The sequence below is a fragment of the Dyella amyloliquefaciens genome (assembly GCF_004296575.1).
Taxonomy (GTDB): Bacteria; Pseudomonadota; Gammaproteobacteria; order Xanthomonadales; family Rhodanobacteraceae; genus Dyella; species Dyella amyloliquefaciens.
This window is the reverse complement of record NZ_SAYT01000005.1, coordinates 152,808-170,827: the sequence shown is the minus strand read 5'-3', so window position 1 is coordinate 170,827 and position 18,020 is coordinate 152,808. Positions and strand designations below refer to the sequence as shown.

12 protein-coding genes and 1 pseudogene are annotated in these 18,020 nt (G+C 64.8%); 9 read left to right on the top strand and 4 right to left on the bottom strand.

Going from position 1 to position 18,020, the window contains the following annotated elements; genetic code table 11:
* Positions 1-11: 11 nt before the first annotated feature.
* The 3 genes from EPB08_RS12645 to EPB08_RS12635 form a co-directional block, all read right to left on the bottom strand.
* Entirely contained in the window at positions 12-1,337 is a 1,326-nt protein-coding gene (locus EPB08_RS12645; protein WP_130619474.1) for an APC family permease, read from the bottom strand.
* 129 nt (positions 1,338-1,466) lie between these two features.
* Positions 1,467-3,398: a S53 family peptidase gene (locus tag EPB08_RS12640; RefSeq protein ID WP_130619473.1), complete on the bottom strand. Its 1,932-nt coding sequence runs from the start codon at positions 3,396-3,398 to the stop codon at positions 1,467-1,469.
* 433 nt (positions 3,399-3,831) lie between these two features.
* On the bottom strand, positions 3,832-5,763 hold the full coding sequence (locus tag EPB08_RS12635) for a S53 family peptidase (protein WP_130619472.1): 1,932 nt from the start codon (positions 5,761-5,763) through the stop codon (positions 3,832-3,834).
* A gap of 421 nt (positions 5,764-6,184) precedes the next feature.
* Here EPB08_RS12635 and EPB08_RS12630 point away from each other — a divergent pair, with 421 nt between their 5' ends.
* From EPB08_RS12630 to EPB08_RS12590, 9 genes and pseudogenes are all read left to right on the top strand, one after another.
* Positions 6,185-7,699 carry a fumarate hydratase gene (locus EPB08_RS12630; RefSeq protein WP_130619471.1) on the top strand — a complete coding sequence of 505 codons (1,515 nt, stop codon included), beginning with the start codon at positions 6,185-6,187 and terminating at the stop codon, positions 7,697-7,699.
* 344 nt (positions 7,700-8,043) lie between these two features.
* Positions 8,044-10,614: a bifunctional aspartate kinase/diaminopimelate decarboxylase gene (locus EPB08_RS12625; protein ID WP_267873350.1), complete on the top strand. Its 2,571-nt coding sequence runs from the start codon at positions 8,044-8,046 to the stop codon at positions 10,612-10,614.
* A 95-nt stretch (positions 10,615-10,709) separates the two neighbouring features.
* A pseudogene (locus tag EPB08_RS12620) lies at positions 10,710-11,090 on the top strand (endonuclease domain-containing protein).
* Positions 11,091-11,109: 19 nt separating this feature from the next.
* Positions 11,110-12,453 (top strand): UDP-N-acetyl-alpha-D-muramoyl-L-alanyl-L-glutamate epimerase, encoded by a 1,344-nt coding sequence (gene murL / locus EPB08_RS12615; RefSeq protein ID WP_130619470.1) that lies wholly within the window; start codon positions 11,110-11,112, stop codon positions 12,451-12,453.
* 8 nt (positions 12,454-12,461) lie between these two features.
* Positions 12,462-13,814 (top strand): UDP-N-acetylmuramoyl-L-alanine--D-glutamate ligase, encoded by a 1,353-nt coding sequence (murD, locus tag EPB08_RS12610; protein ID WP_130619878.1) that lies wholly within the window; start codon positions 12,462-12,464, stop codon positions 13,812-13,814.
* Positions 13,815-13,886: 72 nt separating this feature from the next.
* Positions 13,887-14,390 (top strand): GNAT family N-acetyltransferase, encoded by a 504-nt coding sequence (locus EPB08_RS12605; protein ID WP_130619469.1) that lies wholly within the window; start codon positions 13,887-13,889, stop codon positions 14,388-14,390.
* A complete protein-coding gene (locus EPB08_RS12600; RefSeq protein WP_130619468.1) occupies positions 14,387-14,788 on the top strand; it encodes a VOC family protein in 402 nt (133 codons plus the stop codon). The genes EPB08_RS12605 and EPB08_RS12600 overlap by 4 nt, the downstream gene beginning before the upstream one ends.
* Before the next feature lie 12 nt (positions 14,789-14,800).
* Entirely contained in the window at positions 14,801-15,262 is a 462-nt protein-coding gene (locus tag EPB08_RS12595) for a GNAT family N-acetyltransferase (RefSeq protein ID WP_324615269.1), read from the top strand.
* 61 nt (positions 15,263-15,323) lie between these two features.
* A complete protein-coding gene (locus tag EPB08_RS12590; RefSeq protein WP_130619467.1) occupies positions 15,324-15,701 on the top strand; it encodes a DUF6632 domain-containing protein in 378 nt (125 codons plus the stop codon).
* Positions 15,702-15,847: 146 nt separating this feature from the next.
* Here the strand turns inward: EPB08_RS12590 and EPB08_RS12585 are convergent, their stop codons facing one another.
* A complete protein-coding gene (locus tag EPB08_RS12585) occupies positions 15,848-17,926 on the bottom strand; it encodes a M13 family metallopeptidase (protein ID WP_130619466.1) in 2,079 nt (692 codons plus the stop codon).
* Positions 17,927-18,020 lie beyond the last annotated feature (94 nt).

Below are 18,020 nucleotides of genomic sequence, written 5' to 3'. Positions count from 1 at the left end.
CTGGCTGCGCCTTACGACGCCACGCGGCTGAACAGCCGTCGCCACACGATGTAGACAGGGACGCCCGCAGCCATGATCAGCACGCCAATGCCCGTATTGACGGGGCTTGCACGCAGGCTTTGCACCACCACCACGCCCACGGTGCCGATGAAGAGCAGGGGCAGCAGGGGGTAGCCCGGCACACGGAAACTGGCCTGCTCGCCCTCGCGGCGGCGGTACCAGAACAGCGTGCCCACGCCCACCGCGCAGGCCAGCCAGTCGCCGAAGGTGGCGTAATCGAGCAACTGGCCGTAGCTGCCAGAGAGCACCAGCACGATGGCCCAGCCGGAAAGCAGCAGCAGCGCGATGTTGGGGGTGCGGTGGCGGGGATGCAGGCGAGCCACGCTGCGGAAGAACAGGCCGTCGTCGCCCATCACCTGCAGCACGCGCGCGCCGGCCACCAGGGTGATGTTGCAGAAACCCAGCGTGGACACCGCGATGCCGACCGCGATCAGCTTGGCGCCCGCGGTGCCGAATACGCGCTGCATCACGTCGGCCGCGGGCGTGTGGCTGGCGGCCAGGCCCGCATGGCCGAGCACGGCAAGATAGGCCAGGTTCACCAGCGCGTAGGCGGTGATGACGACCAGCATGCCGATGAACAGCGCGCGCGGCAGGGTGCGCTGCGGATTGGCCACTTCGCCGGCCAGATTGTTGAGGTAGGTGAAGCCCGAGTAGGCGAACAGCACCGGCAGCGCGGCGCCCATGAAGCCAACATCGCTGCGCGCGGGGTCGGCGGCGAGCAGATCCTTGCCACCGGCACCGGCGAGGAAGAGACCGCACACCACGAGGATCGCCACCGCCAGCAGTTTCAGCACGGTGAACAGGTTCTGCACCTGTGCGCCGAGCCGCAGGCCGAACAGGTTGATCAGCGCCACGAACACCAGTGCGCCCGCCGCCAGCGGCGTGGTCATGGTGACCGGCAGGCCAAACACGGCCGAGGCATAGCTGGCAAAGATGGTGGCGACCGCCGCGCTCGATCCGGAATAGATCACCAGCAGCATGGTCCAGCCGAACAGGAAGCCGGCCAGCGGACCGAAGGCATCGCGCAGATAGATGTAGCTGCCGCCCGCATGCGGGCGACGTGCGCCCAGCTCCGCGTAGCACAGCGCGCCGATCAGGGTGAGCACGCCGGCACCGACCCACATCAGCAGCAGGGCGAGTCCGGATTCCGTGCGGTCCGCGGCGATGCCGGGGTTAAGGAAGATGCCGCCGCCGATCAGTCCGCCGACCACGATCATGGCTGCGTCCCATGGGCGGAGGCGGCGTACGTAGCCGCCGGACGTCGAGGAGTCGCTCATGGAATACCCGCAGTGGAAGACCCGGGCGAGAATGGCGGGTGCAGCAGCCTCAGGCAAGCCCCGTTCCCCGGACAAAAAACTGGCCGGCGTCCTCGAGACGCCGGCCAGCGGAAGCGGCAGGGCTAAGCCTCAGAGGCCCGAGCGCAGGAACAGATTGAAATTGGCGACATTGGGTGAGCCAATACCTGCACCCGGCTCGTAGCCCGGTACGCCGTGGTAGTACCAGTTGTCGCCGTACCGGATATCGTTGAACGACGAGAACGCCCCGTAGCCGAAGAAGTTCTGCAGGAAATAGAGCTGCGGGTTCCACAGGCCGATGCGATGGCCGTTGCTCTGGCGCAGCAGTGCCGTGATGCCGTTGAGCTGTGGCGCGACGAAGCTGGTGCCTCCAAAGAAACTGGCCGCACCGTTGCCACCGAAATCCACTGAGTCGACCAGGGTATAACCGCTTTCGGGATCGGCATTCATGGAAATGTCCGGCGTATTGCGTCCGGCAAAATTCGCCGGCAGCTTGAAGATCGTCTGGGGTTTCGCTCCGGTGTAGTCGATCAGTGACTGGTTCGGCTCGCTGCGACGGATGCCCAGGGTCAGGGACTGATAGGACGGCTCGTTCCAATACACGCTCACGCCACCGCCACCACCCGTGCTGAAGAGGGCCTGCTGCCAGTTGGTCCCCGGGTCATACTTATCGAGGTATTTGACGAGGTAATCCCAGCCCCAGATTTGTTCATGGGTGATCGATTCGATCGGTCCGCCGCCCGAGCCGAAGATGTACGTGAGATTGAAGCTGTAGGGCACGGTGGTACCGCCGGCAGCCGTCATGTAGGGATCGTTCGAGGGAGCGTCGATGGTCAGCGGCGTGCTGAAGTTGGGCGAGCCAAAACCTTCATCCACCAGATCATAGGCACCGGAATCCCCCGAGGCGGCGAACAGCGAGATGCCCTGCGCGGCGGCTTCGAGGAAGATCTGATGGAAGGCTTTCAGGACGCCAGTCTCATCGACACCGTTATTCATCTGCGGGAAATAGTCTTCCTCGGCCTCTCCCCAGCTGGTGGAGATGCTGTCGGCGACATTGTCGGAGACAGCCGCGTAGAACGCGTCGATGAAGTTGCCATTGGTGTTGTTGGGTGCCTCGTAAACGCGGATGTTCGCCTGCGGCGCCAAGCCGCCCGACTGCTCCACGTCCAGCGAGGTTTCATCGTCGCCGACACCCGCCGCGAGGGCATCGCCGCCATCGACCGGAATCACGGTAATGCGGTTGGCTTTTACCTGCAGGCCGATCATGGCCCAGTAGGCATACGCATCGCTGGGCTTGAAGCCTGCCAGCGTGACGATGCCGATGGTCGAGCCCTTGCCGTTGACGCCGGCCTGGTACAGCGGGTTGACGTTGTAGAAGTTGGCAACGTCGCCGACGGTATATTCCCCGGGAACACCGGTGGCGGTGCCGTTGCCTTTGGCTAACACGGCGGCCGCAGCTGCGGCCATATCCGGCGACTTCGAGGCACCCAGGCGATTTCCCCGCACGATATGCGGGTGCAGTTTCACGTTCGTGTTGAGTCCCGCGGTGGACATCAGCGTATCGGCGATGGCTGATGGGATGACCTGCTGCGTGCTGGGCCGGTGGAACTGCCGTCCGTCGGCCGACTGGTAGTCGTGGACGGAGGTCTGGAACGCCGCGTTGAACTGGCCGATGGTGCCGCTGGCCTGGATGGCCAGGTGGTTGGCGAATACCGTTCCCGCTGCAATGCCATGCTGTTGCAGGAAAGCCTGCACGCGGCTTATCTCGTCTGCGGTGGCGCCGTAGCGCGCGCTGAACTGCTCGGTGGTCAGAAACTGGTGGTACAGCGCATCACCCGGCGTGACCGACCGTTGGATGTAGTTTTCCAGATCCGCCTGGTTGTGCAGTTTCAGGACCAGGGTGACGTTCACCACCTGGTTGGGATTGCTCTTTCCCAGGTCGGTGGCAGCCGAGTCGGTTGCGGCCAGGGCCAGGGTGGCCGGGCAGGCAAGCAGAAGTGCCAGTGACGAGGCGAGCACTCGACGATGCATCAGGTTACGCATGTGCGTTCTCCAAGGATTGGGAACGGTCGCGTGGGACGCTGTCGCGCTTTCCGTGCACGGCTGAAGCCTCCCGGCAGGCCGCGGATGTCGTATCAGAACCACTCCCCAACAGCCCTGGCGCCCCTGCGTGCTTCATCCAGGCTGGAAGAAGCTAGCGCGACTTTCGCTTTGCTGGAAGTGACTGATTGACAAGAAAAAACGCCAACTTCTTTCGTGTTGCGTGGCTCGCGTGTGCGAGAAGCGACAGTCCCGAAAGAAGTCGCGCGCCTGCGCGCCGGAAATTGAAAGCCTGGCGCAATAAAGGGACGCCGCGTGAGTGCGCTGCGGAGGACTCCGCAGCATGCGATGGGCACCTGAGCCTGTCGCGCGTACTCGCGTGAAAGAGGGCCGGCGTCTCGCGACGCCGGCCCTCTTTCACCGACGGATGGTGTGCTTAGAAGCTGCTCAGGAACAACGACAGGTTGGTGACGTTGAGCGTGCCGATGCCCGCGCCCGGCTCGTAGCCGTTCTTGCCGGCGTAGAACCAGTTGTCGCCATTGCGGATGTCATTGAAGCTCGAATACTTGCCGTATCCGAACACGTTCTGCAGGAAGTACACCTGCGGGTTCCAGAAGCCGACGCGATGTCCCGTGCTCTGCTTCAGCAGGGCGCTGATGCCGTTGAGCTGCGGCGCCACGAAGCTGGTGCCACCCCATCCGGCCTGGACGCCACCGTCCACCGTCGAGACCAGGATATAACCCGTCTCCGGATCTGCGTTGAGCGCGATGTCCGGCACGTTGCGTCCCTGGAAGGCGCCCGGCAACACCAGCAGTGTCTGCCAGCCCGCCGTCGGATCGTTGTAGCTGAGCGTCTGCTTCTTCTCGCTGCGCTGGATGCCGTTGGTGAACCACTGATACACCGGCTGCCGCCAGTACACGCTGACGCCGCCGCCACCGCCGGTCGAGAACAGGTTGATCGCACCCTTGCCGACGTACTTGTCGAAATAGTTCTGGATGTAGTCCCAACCCCAGACGCTCTCCTTGTCGATCGACTTCGTCGGACCCGAGCGGAACGAATAGCTGAAGGGCAGCGTGGTGCCACCCGCAGCGGTGATGTATGGATCGGATGCCGGTGAATCGACCGTCAGCGGTGCATTGAAATCGCCCGGTGCGGTGCCGGTTCCAAGCGGTCGCACGGTGTCATAGGCGCCGGAGTCGCCGCTGGCGGCAAACGTCGACTGACCTTGAACCGCGGCTTCCAGCAGGATCTGGTGGAAGGTCTGCAGATCGCCTGCATCGGACGTATCGGTGATGCTGGCGCCGTCCACGTTGAGCGCGGCGAAGTTGAAGATTTCCGGCAGGCCCCAGCTGGTCGAAATGGTGTCGGCCTTGTTGTCCACCACTGCCTGCATGAAGGCATCGGTAAAGCCGTTGCCGGCATTGGGCGCGTGATAGACGAGGATATCGGCGAAGGGGGCGAGGCCACCGGCCTGCTCGACATCGATCGAGGTTTCGCCACTGCCGCCGTCGATCACGGCGCCGCCATCCACGGCGATCTTGGTGATGCGGTTCGCCTTGGTGGGCAGGCCGATACCGGTCCAGTAGGTGGTTGCATCGTCGGCATAGAAATCGGACAGGGTCACGATGGCGACGGTCGATCCCTTGCCATTGATGCCCTTCGCATACAGCGGATTGATGTTGTAGAAGTTGGCGACGTCACCCACGGTGTACTGGCCCGGGACGCCCGTTGCAGTGGGATTGCCTGCGTTGCTCGTGGTTGCGGCGAGCGTGTTGCCGGCCAGTGCCCGGTTGGCGCTGGCGCCTGCAGGCTTCGTGTCCACGGATTTGACGATGTGCGGCGAATACTTGTGCTCGTTGCTGAGGCCCGACACGAACAACAGGCTGTTGCTCAGCTGCGAAGGCAGGATCAGCGACTGGGTCGGGCGATGGTAGGCGCGGCCGCTTTCCTTCGAGACAAAGGTGTGGATCGGTGCCTTGAATGCCGCGCTGAACTGCGCGAGCGTGCCGCTGGTACGGATGGCCATACGGTTTCCGAGCACCGTGCCACTCAATCCGTTCTGCTTGAGGAAACTCTGTACCTGTGCGATCTCCGCATCCGTTGCGCCGTACTTGCTCGCAAAGTCGCTGACGGAAAGGAACTGGCGGTAGTGGGGGTTACCCGGGGTGACCGTCTGCTGGATGTAGTCTTCCAGTTGCGCCTGGTTGTGCAGCCGCAGGAACAGCGTCACGTTGACGACCTGCGAATTGTTGGTCGTCCCGGTATCGACAGCTGGTTTCACGTCGGCCGCGATCGAGGCGGCTGAGACCGAGCTGAGCAGGACGGCGAGAGAGACGGCGAGCGACTTGCGGTGCAAGTTCAGATGCATGTTCAGTTTCTCCAAGGGTAGAAACGGTCGCACCGATCGGCGTCGCGTAGGCATGCACGCCACGCCTCACGGCCAGGCCGTGATCCAAACGGTCATGAACACTTTCCCCAACTGCCCAGGCGCCCCCTGAAGAACAACGCGCTGGCCCGGCGAAACTAGCGTCCCGTCGACCGTCTTGGAAGTGACTGATTTGACGCAAGAAAATGCGACAGCCGGGCGCAGCCTCAAAGCTTGCCGCAAATAATTGCGTCTATGCCTTTTGGCCGAAGAAAATGAGCCGTCTGGGCGACCCGCATGCCTGCAAATCAGGTCGGGAAGCAGCTTCCGGGGCCGGAGCCGGTTTTGCGGCACAATAGACAGGTTGTGCGTCGTGGACATCCCCTGTTTCGACGCCGTAACCCCCGGAGTCGAAGCAGCCGCCATGACCATCATCAAGCAAGACGATCTGATCCAGTCCGTCGCCGACGCCCTGCAGTACATCAGCTACTACCACCCCGTCGACTACATCACCAACCTCGCCGCCGCCTACGAGCGCGAGGAGTCGCCGGCCGCGAAAGACGCGATGGCGCAGATCCTGATCAACTCGCGCATGGCCGCCGAAGGCCACCGCCCGCTGTGCCAGGACACCGGCATCGTGACGGTGTTCGTCAAGGTCGGCATGAACGTGCAGTGGGACGCGACGCTGTCGCTGGAAGACATGATCAACGAGGGCGTGCGCCGCGCCTACAACGACCCGGACAACAAGCTGCGCGCCAGCGTGCTGGCCGATCCGGCCGGCAAGCGCACCAATACCAAGGACAACACCCCGGCGGTGGTCAACATGTCGATCGTGCCGGGCGACAAGGTGGAAGTGATCGTCGCCGCCAAGGGCGGCGGCTCGGAGGCCAAGTCCAAGTTCGCCATGCTCAACCCGTCCGACTCCATCGTCGACTGGGTGCTCAAGACCGTGCCGACCATGGGCGCCGGCTGGTGCCCGCCGGGCATGCTGGGCATCGGCATCGGCGGCACCGCCGAGAAGGCGATGCTGCTGGCCAAGGAAGCCCTGATGGAGCACATCGACATCCAGGAGCTGATCGCCCGCGGCCCGCAGAATCGCGCCGAGGAGCTGCGCATCGAGCTGTACGAGAAGGTCAATGCGCTGGGCATCGGCGCGCAGGGCCTGGGTGGCCTGACCACCGTGCTCGACGTGAAGATCAAGGATTACCCGACCCACGCGGCCAACCTGCCGGTGGCGATGATCCCGAACTGCGCCGCCACCCGCCATGCGCACTTCACCCTGGACGGTTCGGGCCCGGTCGCGCTGGATCCGCCGTCGCTGGAACACTGGCCCAAGCTCACCTACGACTCGAGCAAGGGCCGTCGCGTGAACCTCGATACCGTCACCCCCGAGGAAGTGACCAGTTGGAAGCCGGGTGAAGTGCTGCTGCTCAACGGCAAGCTGCTCACCGGCCGCGACGCCGCTCACAAGCGCATGGTCGACATGCTCAACAAGGGCGAGCCGCTGCCGGTCGATTTCAAGGGTCGCTTCATCTATTACGTCGGCCCGGTCGATCCGGTGCGTGACGAGGTGGTGGGCCCGGCCGGTCCGACCACGGCGACCCGCATGGACAAGTTCACCGAGCAGGTGCTGGCGCAGACCGGCCTGCTGGGCATGGTCGGCAAGGCCGAGCGCGGCCCGGCCGCCATCGAGGCGATCAAGAAGCACCAGTCGGTGTACCTGATGGCCGTGGGCGGTGCCGCCTACCTGGTGTCCAAGGCGATCAAGGCCAGCCGCGTGGTGGGCTTCGCCGACCTGGGCATGGAAGCGATCTACGAGTTCGAAGTGAAGGACATGCCGGTGACCGTCGCGGTCGACTCGGCCGGCACCTCGGTGCACCAGACGGGTCCGAAGGAATGGCAGGCGCGCATCGGCAAAATCCCCGTGGTGGTGGCGTAAGGCCACAAGCTGAAGACAGCACGCAACGGACGGATCCTTCTCCCTCCGGGAGAAGGTGCCGGCAGGCGGAAGAGGGTGCGACCGGAGCGAGGGCTGGACCTTGAGGCAAGCCCCGCACCCTCTCCCCAACCCCTCTCCCAAGGGGAGAGGGGCTCAGCTTCGCTTAAGCAGCAGGTCTCTCCATACCCCGCCGCATTTAGCCATCCAAACGTCCATCGCTGCGCGGCAGTTGCATTCCGCCTGCTGCGGCGCAACACTGACGAGATTGTTTTCTCCAACCACCATCGAAGGTACTCGTGAACCCGCAAAGCCCCGCGTCGCTTCCTGCTGACGCATCCTGGATCGTGATGAAGTTTGGCGGCACCAGTGTCGCCACCCTGCCGCGCTGGCAGAACATTCTGGAGCTGGTAGCCAGCCGTCGTGCCGAAGGCGCACGCGTGCTCGTTGTCGTTTCGGCACTCTCCGGCATCACCGACGCACTCAAACAAATGTGCGCACAGGAAGACAAGGGCAAACGCATCGAGGCTGCCAAGGCGATCGCACAGCGTCACTACGACCTGCTCGATCACATGCAGCTGGCGGTTCCGGGTACCTTGGCTGACCGCCTCGCCGAGCTTGCACAGCTCGCCGAGGATGGCCCGTCGCTGCTGGGCGAACTCGCCTGGTCGGCGCTGGTGCAGGCGCATGGCGAGCTGATGTCCAGCGCGCTGGGCTCCGCGTTCCTGACGCATAGCGGCCTGCCCACGCAATGGGTGGACGCGCGCGACTGCCTCTCGGCCATCGCGCTGCCGAACCAGAACGAACGCACCAAGCTGCTGTCGGCCATGGTCGAGTGCAAGCCCGACCCGGCCCTCAATGCGCGACTCGCGGAATGGGGCGAGGTATTCATCACCCAGGGCTTCATCGCGCGTGAATCGCAGGGCCGCACGGTGCTGCTGGGCCGCGGCGGCTCCGATACCTCCGCTTCGTACTTCGGCGCCCTGCTGAAGGCGCAGCGCGTGGAGATCTGGACCGACGTGGCGGGCATGTTCACCGCCAACCCGCGCCAGGTGCCCAGCGCACGCCTGCTGCAGCGTCTGGACTACGAAGAGGCCCAGGAAATCGCCTCCACCGGCGCCAAGGTGCTGCATCCGCGCTGCCTGTCGCCGCTGCGCGAGCCGCGCGTGCCGCTGCTGATCAAGGACACCAACCGGCCCGAGCTGGAAGGCACCTTCATCGGTCCGGAAGTGCGCGAGCACGCGCCGAGCGTCAAGGCGATCAGCGCGCGCAAGGGCATCACCCTGGTGTCGATGGAGTCGGTGGGCATGTGGCAGCAGGTCGGCTTCCTCGCCGACGTGTTCGCCAACTTCAAGCAGCATGGCCTGTCGGTGGACATGATCGGCTCGGCCGAGACCAACGTGACGGTCTCGCTCGACCCCACCGAGAACCTGCTTGATTCCGACGCGCTTGCCGCGCTGGCCAGCGACCTGGCCAAGGTGTGCCGCGTGAAGGTGATCGCCCCGTGCGCCGCCATCACCCTGGTGGGCCGCGGCATGCGTTCCATGCTGCACACGCTGTCGTCCGTGCTCGCCGAGTTCGGCCAGCTGCGCGTGCACATGATTTCGCAGTCGTCGAACAACCTGAACCTGACCTTCGTCGTCGATGAGAATGTCGTCGACGAACTGCTGCCGCACCTGCATGAGTTGCTGATCACCGCCGGTGCACTGCGCACCGACGACAGCGCGCTGTTCGGTCCGAGCTGGCAGGCGCTGTACGGCAGCGGCGAAGTGCTGCCGCCGACGGCATCGTGGTGGCGCGATGGGCGGCGCGCGGATCTGCTCAAGCTGGGCGCCGAGCACACGCCGCGTTACGTGTACCACCTGCCGACCGTGCGTCAGCAGGCGCGTGAGCTGAAGACGCTGGCGGCGGTCGATCGCCTGCATTACGCGGTGAAGGCCAATACGCATCCGGCGATCCTCAAGGCGCTGGCGGAAGAGGGTTTCGGCTTCGAATGCGTATCGCCGGGCGAGCTGAAGGCGGTGATGGCCGTGGTGCCCGAATCGGCGCCCCTGCTGTTTACGCCGAACTTCGCGCCACGCGAGGACTACGAGTGGGCGCTTACCACCCGCGCCACGCTGTCGCTCGACTCCATCTACCAGCTGGAACATTGGGGTGAAGTGTTCCGCGGCCGCGAGATCGTGTTGCGCCTCGACCTGGGCCGTGGCCTCGGTCACCACGAGAAGGTGCGTACGGGCGGCAGCGGCAGCAAGTTCGGCCTGCCGGTGGAACAGCTGGATGCGTTCCTGCGCCTGGCCGACACGCATGGCGTCACCGTGCGTGGCCTGCATGCGCACCTGGGCTCGGGCATCCTCGATGACGGGCACTGGGGTGAGGTCTATGGCCAGCTGGCCAGCATCGCCGAGCGCATCGGCAGCGTGACCTTCCTGGACATCGGCGGCGGCCTCGGTGTGCCTTCGCATCCGGGCGAGGCGCGACTGGACATTGCCGCGCTGGACAAGGTGCTGCGCGAGGTGAAGGCCGCCTATCCGCACTACAAACTGTGGATGGAGCCGGGCCGTTATCTGGTGGCGGATGCCGGCGTGCTGCTTACCAAGGTCACCCAGACCAAGGGCAAGGGCAACGGCACCATCCGCTATCTCGGCGTGGACACGGGCATGAACAGCCTGATCCGTCCTGCGCTGTACGAGGCCTGGCACGAAATCGTCAACCTGACCCGTCTGGATGAAGAGGCCACGGCGCTGTTCCAGGTGGTGGGCCCGATCTGCGAAAGCGGCGACGTACTCGGCACCGACCGCCGCCTGCCGGAGCCGCAGGAAGGCGACGTGATGCTGGTGGCCCAGGCCGGCGCGTACGGCAAGGTGATGTCCTCGCCCTACAACCTGCGGGACGAGGCTGAGGAGATCATCCTCGAATAGCCCCAGTCCACCACTTCTCCCTCTCCCCTCCGGGGAGAGGGTTGGGGTGAGGGGGCGGGTGCTCGCGGTAACGCCACAACCAGGGACGCTCACGGATGAAGCGTTTGAACGTAGACCGGGCGCGCAAGCTGCGCGTCCGGCAAACAGATGCCGAGCAGTTGCTTTGGCATCACCTGAGGCATCGCCACCTCCAAGGCTGGAAATTCCGCCGCCAACACGAAATCGGTCCGTACATAGCCGATTTCGCCTGCCCTGATGCTGACCTGATTGTGGAATTGGACGGCGGGCAGCATGGCGAGCAGATGATTTATGACGAGCGCAGGACACTGGAGCTCTAGTTCATGGGCTACAGGGTCCTGCGTTTCTGGAACAATGATGTCCTGAAGAATATGGAAGGCGTACTTGAGGTGATTCTGGAGGCACTGGCTAGCCCGGCCCCTCACCCCAGCCCTCTCCCCGAAGGGGAGAGGGAGTAGCGTTGACGGAGACTTGAGCGTGACGACCAACATCAACCCCCGCCTGACCCAGGTATTCCGCTTCGTGCGCTGCAGCTACGCCAATGGCGTGGCCGAGCTGGTGTACGCCTTCGACCATGGCGAGGAACTGACCGAGCGCGTGACGTTTCCGCATGCGCCGGCGCTTCCAGCCAGCCACCAGGCCGCTTTCGACGAAGCGCTGAAGCTGCTGCACCTGATCGCGGGCGTCAGCTACTACAAGGCCGGTGTGCCGCCGCGTATCGAGGTGGCCGGCGGTCGGTTGGACGACGCCACGGCCAACCTGCTCGATGCGCTGTACCTGCACGGCCTGGCCGAGTTTGCCTACCGCAATGGGTTGGACCTGCGCGGCCGCATCGCCTTCCCGCGCGGCGGCGCCGCGAAGCCCGAGGCCAAGGCACTGAAGCTGCCGCATCGCACCCTGGTGCCGATCGGTGGCGGCAAGGATTCGCTGGTGGCGGTGGAGGCGATCAAGTCCATCGGCGGTGAGGCGACCGCGGTGTGGGTCGGCAATTCCCCGCTGATCGCGGCCTGCGCTGAGCGCACCGGCCTGCCGACGCTCAACATCCAACGCGAGCTGGCTCCGGGCCTGTTCGAGTTGAACCGGTTGGGCGCGTGGAACGGCCATATCCCGGTGACGGCCGTGAACTCGGCGATCCTCGCTGTGGCTGCCATCCTGTATGGCTTCGACAGCATTGCCTTTGCCAACGAGCGCTCGGCGTCCGCCGCCACGCTGGAATACGAAGGCCAGCTGGTGAACCACCAGTGGAGCAAGGGCTACACCTTCGAAGCGTTGCTGGGCGACTGGCTGCACCAGCACGTTGCGGCCGATCTCGACTACTGCTCGCTGCTGCGCCCGTATTCGGAGCTGGCAGTCACGCGCACGTTCGCCAGGCTCACGCTGTATTTCGACGCGTTCTCCAGCTGCAACCGCAACTTCAAGATCCTCGGTCCCAAGCCGGCAGATCGCTGGTGCGGGCAGTGCCCGAAGTGCCACTTCGTGTTCCTCGCGCTCGCGCCGTTCCTGGCCAAGCCGCGACTGCTTTCGATCTTCGGTCGCAACCTGCTCGACGATGAAAACCTGGCCGCCGGTTTCGACGCGTTGCTCGAATACCAGGATCACAAGCCGTTCGAGTGCGTGGGCGAGGGCGCCGAGGCACGCGCAGCGATGTATGCGCTTAGCCAGCGTTCGGAGTGGCAGGAGGACGCCCTGGTGGCGCGCTTCCGTAGCGAGATCCTCCCGCAGCTCGATGAAAAGGAACTCGCGATCGAGCCTTGGCTGCAGCCTTCACCGGACCATCGCATCCCGAGCCGCCTGCAGCCTGCGTTGGCGTTCTTCGGGTGAGCCAACCGCTGCGCATCGCCGATCTCGAGGGCAAGCGCATTGCCATCTGGGGTTTCGGCCGCGAAGGGCGGGCTGCCATGGCGGCGATCCGTTCGCGCTTGCCGCAACTGCCATTGACGCTGTTCTGCAGCGAGGCGGAGACGGCCGATGCTCAATCGTTTGATCCGTCGTTGGTGGTGCGCGGACAGGAGCCCGATGCCATCGCGCTGTCCTCATTCGACGTGGTGGTGAAATCGCCCGGCATTTCCGCCTACAAGCCGGCGCTCGTCTCGGCGCAGGAGGCGGGTGTGCGCTTGACATCCGGCACCTCGCTCTGGTTCGCCGAGCGACCCGATGCACGCGTCGTCGCCGTCACCGGCACCAAGGGCAAGAGCACGACCACGGCCTTGCTGGCGCACCTGGCGCGCAGCCTGGGCGTGCGTACTGCGCTGGCCGGCAACATCGGCATGCCCTTGCTTGAGCTGGTGGATGCCGAGGCCGATGTGTGGGCCATCGAACTGTCCAGTTTCCAGACCGGCGAAGCCGGTCCGGTGGAGCTGGGCGTCATCACCAGCCTCTACGAGGAACATCTCGACTGGCATGGCTCGCGCGAGCGTTACATCGCGGACAAGCTGAAGCTGGCCGATGTGTCCAGGCAATTGCTGGTGAATGCAGGACAGCCTTATCTGCTCGAACGCACCGCGCTCCATCCGCATCGACGCCTGTTCGGGAAGGTCGAGGGCTGGCATGTCGCCGGCGGCTTCATTCGTCGCGGTGCCCAGCAGGTCTTCGAGATTTCCAGGCTGCGTGCGCCAGGCGAGCACAACGCACTCAATGCTTGCGCTGCGTTGACGGCGCTCGAGGCCATGGGCTACGACGCCGTGGTGGCCGCCGAGGCCTTGGCGAGCTTCCGGCCGCTGCCGCATCGCCTGCAGCCGCTGGGCGAGCACGATGGCTTTGCGTGGATCAACGATTCGATCAGCACGACGCCGCAGGCGACGCTTGCAGCGCTGGGCAGCCTTGAAGGCCGTCAGGTCACCGTGATCGTCGGTGGCCATGATCGCGGCCTCGACTGGAGCGATTTCGTCACCGAAGCGAAGCGCCATGCACCTCATGCCATCGTGGCACAGGGTGCGAATGGCCCGCGCATTGCCCGGGCCTTGCAGGCTGCCGGCGTGTCCGTCGTGGAGACGGAAGACCTGACCCGCGCCATGGCGCGTGCACGCGAACTGACGCCGGCGGGCGGCACCATCCTGCTGTCGCCAGGCGCGCCGAGTTTCGACCAGTTCCACGACTACGCCGAGCGTGGCCGCCGCTTCGCCGAGCTGGCGGGCTTTGATGGCCACGAGATCGTGGGTATCGAGGGCCTGGGCGTCAGCTGAATCCACCAGCCGGCGCGGCGAATATCTCGGCCGTTGTTCCGTTACATCGAACCATGTCGATACGGAGGGGTGATGGATATCTTGCTGATGCGAAGCGCGTCGGATGTGGAGGCCTGCTTTCCCGTATTCCATGCGCTTCGTCCGCATCTCTCAAAACAGGACTTTGTCGCGCAGGTGCTGCGCCAGCAGTCGCAGGGATATGACGTCCTGGCACTCAGGCATGAGGACGTGGTGAAGAGCGTGGCTGGCTTCCGCATCGCGGAGTTCCTTGCCTGGGGCAAGGTGCTCTATATCGACGATCTCGCGACGCTGCCGGGACAGACCGCCCACGGATTTGCAGGTGCCTTGCTCGACTGGCTGGTGGACCATGCGCGGCAGCACTCATGCGATGCCGTGCATCTGGACACCGGCTACGCACGGCACGCTGCGCATCGCTTGTATCTGCGCAAGGGCTTCCAGTTGGCGTGCCATCATCTGGCACTGGATCTCTCTGCGGGCCGGTCAGCCGGTATCTCGGTGCCCATCGAGTCGCAGGCGCGTAGACTCAAGTTCCTGCCTGAGGGAGCCCACTCATGAGCCGAGCCACGCCCTTCCTGATGTTCCAGGGAAACGCACAGGCTGCCCTGGACCTGTACTTCGCCACGTTTCCCGACTCGCGTTTCATGAGCGTGGAGCGTTACGCCAAGGGCGGCCCGGGGCCCGAGGGCACCATCAAGATGGCGCGTTTCGCGCTGTGCGGCAGCGAGTTCATGTGCTCGGACAGTCCGATCAAGCATGGGTTCTCGTTCACGCCGGCCAGTTCGATCCTGGTGGAGTTCGACACCGTTGAAGCCCTGGACCGCGCGTTCGCGGCGCTGGCCGACGGCGGGCAAGTGCTGATGGCGCTGGATGACTACGGGTTCAGTTCGCGCTTCGGCTGGCTGGACGATCGCTTCGGCGTGTCCTGGCAGTTATCGTTGCCGCTGGCATCCTGAGGCGAGACCCGCATGGCCATGGAACTACGCGTCGACGATCTGCGCAGCGCCGAGGTCGCCGCCTTGCTGCAGGAACATCTCGATGACATGGCCCTGCATTCCCCAGCGGAAAGCATCCATGCGCTCGACCTCGACAAGCTTCGCCGCCCCGGGATCACCTTCTGGACCCTATGGGAGGATGGCGAGTTGCTGGGGTGCGGCGCCATCAAGCAGCTCGACGAAACACATGGCGAGATCAAGTCGATGCGCACCTCGAACCGCCATCGACGCAAAGGCGTCGCCGCGGCAATGCTGCAGCACATCCTGGACGAAGCGCAGCGACGCGGTTACCGCAGGCTGAGCCTCGAAACCGGCTCGCCGGCGGCATTTGCGCCGGCACGGGCGTTGTACGAGCGCTACGGCTTTCTGCCTTGCGGGCCGTTCGGCGACTACGTGGAAGACCCGTACAGCGTGTTCATGACACGGGAGCTTTGACGCACGGCGACGGCTGCAGGCATACACTGTCCGCATCGCTGCCGTTGCCGAGGTGACTGTCATGAGCGATCCATCGCGTCTGAAGCTGCTGCGCGTCGTCCTGGTCTTGCTGGGCATCGTCTGTCTGGCCATCTATCCGCTGATGCAGGTCTGGCCGTCCGGATGGGTATGGCACGAGGGCTATTCGGATTATCCGATGATGATCGTGGGCATCTACGCCACGCTCGGTGTGTTCCTTATTCTTGCGGCCCGCGATCCGCTCGCCCATCGAAGCCTTATCTGGTTTTTCGTGTGGTCCAGCGTGGTGCATGGCGGGATCATGGCGGTGCAGGCCTTGAGTCATGCCGAGCACATGGGACACCTGTGGGGCGATGTGCCGGCGTTGTTCCTTGCCGCGATCGTGCTGGCGGTGTTGATGCCGAGGCCGGCGAGGATGTAGTTGTTCGCCAGGTTGGATCGCGCACCGGGTGCGCTCCTACAGAAGCGACGCTCTTTTGTAGGAGCGCACCCAGTGCGCGATCCACGAAACGAAAGAGCCACGCCCCTCGCGAGGCGTGGCTCCTGTCTTCGCATGTACTTGAACGCTTACCAGATCTTCACGCGATCCGCCGGCGCCAGGTACAGCGTCTCGCCCGGCTTGGGCTGGAACGCGTCATACCAGGCGTCGATGTTGCGCACCGTCTGTGCGCGGAAGCGGCCCGGTGCGTGCTCGTTACCGATCACGCGGGCGCGCAGCGCGGCATCGCGGATCTTCTCGCGCCAGCTCTGACCGAAGGCGAGGAAGAAGCGCTGGTCGCCGGTCAGTCCGTCGATCACCGGCGCCGGCTTGCCGCCCAGCGACTTGTGGTAGGCGAGGTAGGCGATGGTGAGGCCCGAGACGTCGGCGATGTTCTCGCCCAGCGTCTGCTGACCGTTCACATGCAGGCCGGGCAGGGCTTCATAGGCGCTGAACTGTTCCGCCAACTTCTGGCCTGCGGCCTTGAAGTGGGCCTGGTCTGCCGGCGTCCACCAGTTGGCAAGGTTGCCCTGGGCGTCGAACTCGGCGCCGAGGTTGTCGAAGCTGTGGCTGATCTCGTGACCGATCACCGCGCCGATCGAACCGTAGTTGGCGGCCGGATCGGCCTTCGGATCGAAGAACGGCGCTTCGAGGATGGCGGCAGGGAAGTTCAGTGCGTTCTGCAGCGGCAGGTTCACCGCGTTCACCGTCTGCGGCGTCATCCACCACTCGCCGCGATCCACCGGCTGGGTGAGCTTGGCGAGCTGGTGCTCGTACTCGTGCTTCTGCGCACGCTGCAGGTTGCCCAGCGCGTCGTCGGCCTTGATCTCGAGCGTGCCGTAGTTACGCCAGGTTTCCGGGTAGCCCACGCTCACGCGGATGCTGGCGATCTTGGCCTTGGCCTTCTGGCGCGTGGCGGGCGTCATCCAGTCCAGGTGATCCACGCGATCGTCGAAGGCGGCGAGGATGTTCTTCACCATCTGCTCGACCTGCGCCTTGGACGAGGCGGGGAAGTACTTCTTCACGTAGATCTGGCCGACGGCATCGCCCAGCGACACGTTGGTGCTGGCGATGGCGCGCTTCCAGCGGTCACGCTGCTTGGGCGTACCGGACAGGGTCTGGCCGTAGAAGCCGAAGCTGAGGTCGGCATAGGCCTTGGGCAGCAGGCTGGCGCTCTCGTTGAGGGCGTGGAAGGTGAGGTAGTCCTTCCAGGTCTGCAGACGCTCGCTGGCGGTCAGCGCGGACAGGCCCTTGATGCCCGGCACCTGCCACACGTCGACGATCTTCTGCTGGTCCAGGCCGGCGGCCTTGAAATAGGCATTCCAGTCCAGGCCCGGCGCGTTCTTGGCGAAGTCGCCGAGCGCCCACGGATTGTTGGCCTTGTGGATGTCCTGGCTGTCGACGATGTCGACCTGCGCCTTGGCGATCTTGGTTTCCAGGTCCAGGATGTTCTTGGCCCTGGTCTCCGCATCGGCCACGCCAGCCTGCTTCAGCAGGGCGGCAACATAGGCCTGGTACTTCCAGCGCGTGTCCACCATCGCCTTGTCGTCGGAGAGGTAGTAGTCGCGCGTGGGCATGCCGAGGCCGCCCTGCAGCAGGTACGGGATGTTGTGGCTGGCGTCGTCCAGGCCATGCGAGACGAACAGGCCGAACAGGTGCTCGGTCTCGAAGTTGGTGGCATTCACCGGATCGACATCGGCGCGCAGGCCTTCACCCAGCACGCGGGCGAGGTCGGCCTTGCTGGCGATGGCGTTGATTTCCTTCAGCTGCGGCTCGAGCGGGGCAAGGCCGCGCTTCTCGATGGTGGCCTCGTCCATGAAGGCGGCGTAGTAGTCGGCGATCTTGCGCTCGTTGCTGCCCGCCGCGGCGTTGCTGGCGGCGGCTTCCTTGATCAGGTCGGCATTGCGCTGCTCGGCCTTCAGGAACACCTGCAGGAACACGCCCGTGCTGGAGCGGTCGGCGGGAATCTCGGCGGTCTTCTTCCACGCGCCGTTGGCGTAGTTGTCGAAGTCGTCGCCCGGCTTGACGCTGTGGTCGATGCCGGCCAGATCGATGCCGCTGGCGCTGCGTGCGGGCGCCTGGGCGGCGACCGGTTCGGCCGGCGAGGCGGCCAGCGCGCAGGTGCTGGTCAGCGCAGCAGCCGTGAGAATCCAACGAAATTGCCGCATGAGCGGTCTCCTGGGGTGGAAAAGTGTGAACGATAGTCCTTCGGCCTGCCGGGTGGGGCATGACTTTTGGGCTAGAGGGTGCCCCGCCTGTAGG

What these genes read in the sequence shown, in the direction of transcription:
- EPB08_RS12630 (WP_130619471.1), top strand. Translation starts at nt 6,185, where the DNA reads ATGACCATCATCAAGCAAGACGATCTGATCCAGTCCGTCGCCGACGCC.
- EPB08_RS12600 (WP_130619468.1), top strand. Translation starts at nt 14,387, where the DNA reads ATGAGCCGAGCCACGCCCTTCCTGATGTTCCAGGGAAACGCACAGGCT.
- EPB08_RS12640 (WP_130619473.1), bottom strand. Translation starts at nt 3,398, where the DNA reads ATGCGTAACCTGATGCATCGTCGAGTGCTCGCCTCGTCACTGGCACTT.
- EPB08_RS12605 (WP_130619469.1), top strand. Translation starts at nt 13,887, where the DNA reads ATGGATATCTTGCTGATGCGAAGCGCGTCGGATGTGGAGGCCTGCTTT.
- EPB08_RS12585 (WP_130619466.1), bottom strand. Translation starts at nt 17,926, where the DNA reads ATGCGGCAATTTCGTTGGATTCTCACGGCTGCTGCGCTGACCAGCACC.
- EPB08_RS12590 (WP_130619467.1), top strand. Translation starts at nt 15,324, where the DNA reads ATGAGCGATCCATCGCGTCTGAAGCTGCTGCGCGTCGTCCTGGTCTTG.
- EPB08_RS12645 (WP_130619474.1), bottom strand. Translation starts at nt 1,337, where the DNA reads ATGAGCGACTCCTCGACGTCCGGCGGCTACGTACGCCGCCTCCGCCCA.
- EPB08_RS12595 (WP_324615269.1), top strand. Translation starts at nt 14,801, where the DNA reads ATGGCCATGGAACTACGCGTCGACGATCTGCGCAGCGCCGAGGTCGCC.
- EPB08_RS12635 (WP_130619472.1), bottom strand. Translation starts at nt 5,763, where the DNA reads ATGCATCTGAACTTGCACCGCAAGTCGCTCGCCGTCTCTCTCGCCGTC.